Raw genomic sequence first — 6,563 nt, 5'->3', positions numbered from 1 at the left:
CCGACGACACCGACGAACCCGAAGACACCGACGACACCGACGAACCCGAAGGATCCGACGACACCGACGAACCCGACGACACCGACGAACCCGAAGGATCCGACGACACCGACGAACCCGACGACACCGACGACACCGACAATCCCGACAACCCCGACGATTCCAACGGCCCCGACGACACCGAAAAAGGACAGCAGCAGTTCCGGAAGCAGCGGCGATACCTCCAGCTATACGCTGAACTTCCATGCGAACGGTGGCGGCGGCATAAGTGCAATTGGGGGAACCTACGGTAAGACGGTCAGCCTTTCCGATTATATTCCGACCCGTGAGGGCTATGATTTTACCGGGTGGTATTCCGATCAGGCATTGACACAGAGGATCACGGAACTCAGGATGATCGGAAACAGGACGGTTTACGCCGGCTGGATAAAGAGCGATCCAGATGCAGGGACGAATCCATTTACAGATGTGTATGCGAACGATTGGTTTTATAAGGTTGTGATGTTTGTCTATGAGAAGGGATTGATGTCCGGAATCAGCGCAACGACCTTTGCACCGAACACCAATATCACCCGTGCCCAGATCGCGGTGATCTTCTACCGTATGGCGGGCAGCCCTGCCGTTGAGGGAAAGAACCACTTTACGGATGTTGAGTACGGTCCCGGCACCGTAGGGCTTTACGATGCGGTAACCTGGGCACAGCAAAACGGCATTATGGGTGACTTTGACGGCAAGAAATTTGGTCCGGATGATCCTGTTACGCGTGAACAGCTTGCATCGATCTTTTATCGCTACGCACAGGTCAGGGGCTATGATACCACACAGGGTGGCATGGCAGCCGGCAGCGATCTTCTTGATCTGAAGGGCACGGTTACCCGCGCTGAGACTGCGGAGATGCTCCATCAATTTGTAGAAAAACAGGGACTGAAACCTGTTGCTGCGTCGACAGGTGCGACAGAATGGGTGAAACCGGCGAGCTGAGACGATACATCGGGCTGACTATCCGGTAAAAGGTGGAATCTGAGCACAGGCGGCTGATGACCTGTGTGTCCGGGTCAAAAAATGAATAAAAGACCTTTTGACATCGTTTTTTATTTTGTGTCAAAAGGTCTTTTTACTATTTATAAAATCTATGTAGTTCATGCTGGACGTCAGTTGTAGAAAGCATATTTCTGGGCAGGATGGAATTTCTGCAAACAGTCCTAAAAAGAGATGAAAGAGCAAGGATTTATTTTATCTGCGTGAAGACAGAATATCCACGCCCCACACAAGCAGAATCAGTCCCAAAAGGATCGCTCCAGCCTTATTCCAGTCGTACTGGTTCATCGCGAAGATAAGCGGTGCGCCGATCCCGCCTGCGCCCACGAGTCCGAGAACGGACGCCTCACGGATATTGACGTCAAAGCGGTAGAGGACGGCGGAGCAGAATGCTGGGGCGATCTGCGGGAGAACGCTGTGGAAGACGGCTGGAACCGGGTGGACACCCATGGCGAGGAACGCCCGGTACGGGCCGGGATCGATGGCCTCCAGACATTCGGTGAAGCGCTTTGTGAGAAGTCCGATGCTGCAGACAGCTAACGTCAGGACACCTGTGAAGGCGCCGGGACCGGAGACCCGGATGAAGATCAGACCATAGATCAGAAACGGGATCGACCGGATCGCCATGATGATCAGGTTAAAGAAAAAAGCAGCCGGCGCCGGGACAAAGCGTCTTGTGTTGAGAAAGGCAAGGGGTGCGGCAAGGAAAGCACCGATGGCTGTTCCGACAATGGCAATGCAGATGGTCTCAAGAAGCAGATAGCCGAGCCCGTCTTTCTTTGCGGAGAAAAAGAAGCTCCAGTCCGGATGCGTGAGTCCGGCTGCCATACTTTTTAAGGCAGCGGCACTTGTTCTTGAAAAATCCGGCGGAGTCTGTGTCGCTAGGCAGAAGAGGAAGAGCACTGCAAAACCGAAAAGGATCATCCGTCCAGAGATACGGGTCTTTTTGGACAAGTCCTTTCTGCCTGAAAAAAGTTCTGCGATCTGTCCGCTGTGGATCACAGCTGTAAAATACCGGTTCGCGGATTCGATGACACAGACGGTGAGAAAGAGCAGCAGCAGGATCGTTCCGACCTTGTGGAACTCCCGCCAGGAGATCTTTTCATTTAAGATTAGACCGATTCCGCCTGCCCCAACGTATCCGAGAATGGAGCTGTGCCGCACATTCGTCTCAAAGAGGTACAGGGCGTTTGTCAGAAACGCGGGCAAAATCTCCGGCAGGACGGCATGGATAAATGCCGGGAAACGGGCACAGCCCATAGAGATAAGGGCCTGATAGGGAGCTGTGTCCGTATGTTCCGCATCCTCGTAGGTGAGCTTCGTCATGATCGCAAAGGTGTAGAGCGTGATCGCGAAGGTTCCAGCAAAGGTTCCGAGTCCGAAGAGAAAGGTCGCGGCGAGCGCCAGGATCAGCGCCGGAAAAGACCGGAGTATCTGGATCAGGAGACGCAGCAAACGCCTTGCCCAGGACGGAAAATGCAGGGACACAGCGCCGAAAGGGGAAACGATCAGTGCCAGAGCGGATCCTGTTACGGTACCAGTAACGGACATCTGAATCGTGTAAAAGAGCGGCAGCAGGATCTTTGGAAAATAAGAGAGATCCGGCCGCATCATGTCGGCCGCCAGATCTGAAAGATGGGAGCTCCTTGAAACAAAAAGAGCCGGATCACATCCGGTGAAGGACGCGGCGGCGTAAAAGCAGAGAAGGAAGAGGATCCAGCCGGCAGGTTTTATATAATTTTTTCGATTTCTGTACATGGATTGCTTCCTCCTCTGAAATGCTTCTCTGCAAGGATCCGTTGGGACGGATAAATGCATAAATAGCAGAGTTCTATTATTCATCACCTAAGATAGGTGGGAGTCTTCGAGACTGAGATAAATGTTTCTCAAGATTTCCTCATTCATTTCCGATGGCGTTCCATCAAAAACCACATTTCCGTCCTTCAGTCCGATGATCCGGTCGGAAAACTCCTGAGAAAATTCAAGGTTATGGCTGTTCATAAGAATCGTGACGCCATCCTTTTCCTGAATCTCCTTTAAAAGTGTCAGGATCTGCCGCCCGGTGACCGGATCCAAGGAGGCGGCGGGCTCATCAGCCAGCAGGATTTTTGGATGACGCATGAGGGCTCTCGCGATGGCGGCGCGCTGTTTCTGACCACCGGAGAGATTTTTTACCGGTTCTTCTGCTTTTTCGGGGAGTCCCACGCGGTCAAGAAATTTCAGTGCTTCTGCCCGGCGCTTTTTTCCGTAGATTCCGAACACAGCGGGGAAAAATCCCATATCCGGCAGACAGGCAGTGAGCACATTTGCAAGGCAGGTGGAATTTTCCACGAGACAGAAATCCTGGTAGATGGTGCCGATGGATCTCTTTACATTTTTTCTGGCAGTTCCGGACATGGACGATATGTCGCTGCCATCAAAAAGGACAGCCCCGTCCCCCGGCGTCTCCATGCCGTTTAAGATCCGGAACAGGGTGGTTTTTCCAGCTCCGGACGGACCGATCACGGAGACGAACTCGCCCTGAGGGATGGTAAAGGTTACATGGTCCAGGGCGCGTGTCCCGTTTTTAAATTGTTTTCCAATGTTCTGAAGAACGATTTCCATGAAGATACCTGCCTTACAAATAATGAATCAGTAAAAAACTGGAACCTGTTTAGTTCATAGACTTTAACATTTCCTGTGCGGCGCGTTCCCCGTCATAGTTCGCGTCATCGCCCCACTCGTAGCCGACCTGACTGAAGACTTTGATGATGTCTTTGCCTTCATCAGTTCCTGCGATCTCGATGAAGGAATCACCGAGAGCCTGACGGAAGTCAGCGTCCTGCATAAGGTCGGAAGTTTTGCTGTATGCGATCATATCGTTGTAGATTCCCTCTGTGACGCCGATGATGCCTGTCTGCTTTACCATATCATCAGTGCCGCCGAATTTCTCTTTCCAGTCCGGCGCATATTTTGTGCGGATATGGCCGTAGGAGACCATGAGGTCTGCCTGTCCGGAGGCGAGGCGGGCAAGGGATGTGGTGTAGGAATCAGACTGGACCGCATTCGCAAGGTCAGCGATGGTCTTTCCGTAGCGCTCGTTTAACCATAAGGACGGATAAATGTAGCCGGACGCGGAGGTCGGTCCCATGACTGCCCAGGTGGCGCTGTTTAAGTCATCCCAGGTAAGTTCCTCGCCGTTGTTGACTTTTGCCAAGAGCTCCTGACCTTTTTCACTCGGTCCTGCGAGAATGATGGAGCGGTAATATGTGCTCATTTTGTCTGTGTTTTCCTCGATGGTGCCGTCGTTCCATTCCTTCGGATCTTCGGAGTCCTTGTTGATGGCGTAGCGGAGAGCCGTGAGGAGAACGTCGCAGTCATCGGAGAACAGGACATAGTTTCCTCCGGAGATAAATCCGATATCAGCGCTTCCTGCGCTCAGTGCCTCACCGACAGCAGTGTAGCTTGTTCCGACGGTCATGTCGATGTCTTTGACATCGTAGCCTTTTTCAAGCAGTGTCTCTTTTAAAAGGTTCTCTAACGGCTCTGTTGCTGTCGTGATCGTATCTGCGTCCGCATACGGGGAGAAAGCGATCTTTAAGGAATCGATGGATTTTGTCTCTGCGGAAGCGGCTGCTTCAGAAGTGCTTTCCGCAGAAGCGGCAACTGTGGTCTCCCCTGTGGAAGCAGCCGGTGCGTCCGTTTTGGAAGAACATCCTGCAGTGAGTCCGAGGCAGAGTGCCAGGGAGAGAGCCGGTACAACAAATTTTCTCATAATATAATACCTCCATAGCCCGTCAGGGCAGAATATATTTTCTGCTGAAAGAATGGGACACCGGGAAATACGGTGAAATAGTTTCAATATCCGCTAATGGTCAGGACACTGTGAGAGCGTGATCGTTCCGAATAAGAAATAGAACGCGTTCAGCTGCCATGAATCCGGAAGAAACAGGCGGATAAAGAAAAAGGCATACTTTCTGCAGCATGCCGTAAAAATGACTTTCAGGCAGAATGCTGACAAGCCGCGGACATGGATCCGCGGCATGGGACGGTCGATCCTTTCTGGGATCCTCTCAGCCCGGAACACGGACTCCCTCGCAATCTGGTCTTCGTCATCAAGTAATTGAATTGACCGCAGCACCAGGGCGCTCCCCCTCATGCTGCATTCCGTTAACCGATTTGGATTGTAACACAGGAGATGGAAAAAGGCAAGAGAGGAAATTTCTGAAAGGTCCGCCGGGAAAAAGCGATGGGCGGGGAACACAAGGCTGTACGGAATACATGAAAAATATCGATGGATCCATGCAAAATCCGCAGTCTTAAAATCATGTACGAAACCAGGTGCAAACTTGACTTTTCCGCACAGAAAGTATATAGTAAATCTTGTCAGAAAAAAGAAAATAAACAGACCGGGGAGCCTGACGGATCAGGCTGAGAGTTGGCTGCATCGCCAAGACCCGTATACCTGATTTGGATCATGCCAACGTAGGAAGCTGCTGAAGAGAAAGAGTAGAAGTGGAGATACCTGCGGGTGTCTCCTTTTTTTACGCGAACAACGAGCCAAAGTCCGCGCTTGCGCGAGACCTTGGCGACTGTCGCGATAACAAGGGGAAACTCGCGAAGCGTGTTTTCACTTGTTATAACAGGAATTCCGAGGAATTCCCTGTTACAAAAAAGGCACTAACGTGCCAATGCTGCGCACTCGTGCGAAGATGCAGATCGTCGCAAGTGACCGCGCGGGGCGCATCCTTTTTATGATATGCATTCGAAAGAATCTGCTGATGACAGGTCGGCAGGTAAATTGAAAGGCAGAATGGCTTGAAAAATACGTCTGGTGCGTATTTCGATTTTTTAGGAGGTAAGATATGAACTGCAGACCGGAAGATATGCTGCTTTACGCGGTGACAGACCGCGCGTGGTTAAACGGAGCAACCCTGGAGAGCCAGGTGGAACAGGCATTAAAAGGCGGAGCGACCTTTGTACAGCTGAGAGAAAAAGAGCTGGACGAGGAGACTTTCCTCGAAGAGGCAAAAAAGATCAAAAAGCTCTGTGCCGAATATCATGTTCCCTTTGTGATCAACGACAACGTGGATATCGCCCTTAAGGTGGACGCGGACGGCGTCCATGTGGGACAGAGCGATATGGAAGCGGGGAAAGTGAGGGAAAAGCTGGGACCGGATAAGATCATCGGTGTTTCCTGTAAGAATGTGGAGCAGGCGCTTCTTGCGAAAAAGCACGGGGCGGATTACCTCGGTGTCGGAGCGATGTATCCGACAGGAACAAAAAAGGACGCCACAGCGGTGACAACGGAGGCGCTCTCTGAGATCTGTCAGGCGGTGGATATTCCGGTGGTAGCCATCGGCGGAATCAATAAGAACCGCCTGGAGCCCCTTAAGGGAACCGGCGTGGACGGCGTTGCGGTCGTCAGCGCGATCTTTGCGGCGGAGGATATTGAGAAGGCGACACGAGAACTGAAAGAGGCGGTAAGAGAAATCTTATAATATAATTTTTTAAACACTACATTCAAACAAGCCAATAAGCCAGAA

Annotated in this window: 6 protein-coding genes and 1 riboswitch; of the genes, 2 read left to right on the top strand and 4 right to left on the bottom strand. The window is 51.7% G+C overall.

Features of this window, described 5'->3' with window-relative positions; genetic code table 11:
* Nucleotides 1–981, top strand: a 981-nt coding sequence (locus DW677_RS18535) for an S-layer homology domain-containing protein (protein WP_207658985.1), incomplete at its 5' end; no start/stop codon positions are given.
* Nucleotides 982–1,233: 252 nt separating this feature from the next.
* Here the strand turns inward: DW677_RS18535 and DW677_RS14125 are convergent.
* The 4 genes from DW677_RS14125 to DW677_RS14110 all read right to left on the bottom strand — a co-directional run bounded on the left by DW677_RS14125 (nucleotide 1,234) and on the right by DW677_RS14110 (nucleotide 5,158).
* Complete coding sequence (locus DW677_RS14125) at nucleotides 1,234–2,796, bottom strand: ABC transporter permease subunit (protein WP_181968367.1); 1,563 nt, start codon at nucleotides 2,794–2,796, stop codon at nucleotides 1,234–1,236.
* 87 nt (nucleotides 2,797–2,883) lie between these two features.
* Nucleotides 2,884–3,642 carry a phosphonate ABC transporter ATP-binding protein gene (gene phnC, locus DW677_RS14120; RefSeq protein ID WP_117567638.1) on the bottom strand — a complete coding sequence of 253 codons (759 nt, stop codon included), beginning with the start codon at nucleotides 3,640–3,642 and terminating at the stop codon, nucleotides 2,884–2,886.
* Nucleotides 3,643–3,691: 49 nt separating this feature from the next.
* A complete protein-coding gene (locus tag DW677_RS14115) occupies nucleotides 3,692–4,792 on the bottom strand; it encodes a PhnD/SsuA/transferrin family substrate-binding protein (protein ID WP_117567637.1) in 1,101 nt (366 codons plus the stop codon).
* 93 nt (nucleotides 4,793–4,885) lie between these two features.
* Nucleotides 4,886–5,158: a hypothetical protein gene (locus tag DW677_RS14110; RefSeq protein ID WP_117567636.1), complete on the bottom strand. Its 273-nt coding sequence runs from the start codon at nucleotides 5,156–5,158 to the stop codon at nucleotides 4,886–4,888.
* A gap of 259 nt (nucleotides 5,159–5,417) precedes the next feature.
* Nucleotides 5,418–5,525: riboswitch (TPP riboswitch) on the top strand.
* A 357-nt stretch (nucleotides 5,526–5,882) separates the two neighbouring features.
* On the opposite strand from DW677_RS14110, the gene thiE reads away from it, so the two are divergent.
* Nucleotides 5,883–6,518, top strand: a complete 636-nt coding sequence (gene thiE, locus DW677_RS14105) for a thiamine phosphate synthase (protein WP_117567635.1) — start codon at nucleotides 5,883–5,885, stop codon at nucleotides 6,516–6,518.
* Nucleotides 6,519–6,563 lie beyond the last annotated feature (45 nt).

This window comes from Clostridium sp. AM25-23AC, from assembly GCF_003435125.1.
GTDB classification, from domain to species: domain Bacteria; phylum Bacillota; class Clostridia; order Lachnospirales; family Lachnospiraceae; genus Pilosibacter; species Pilosibacter fragilis.
The sequence above is the reverse complement of the archived record's forward strand: the minus strand, read 5'-3'. Positions and strand labels throughout refer to the sequence as shown.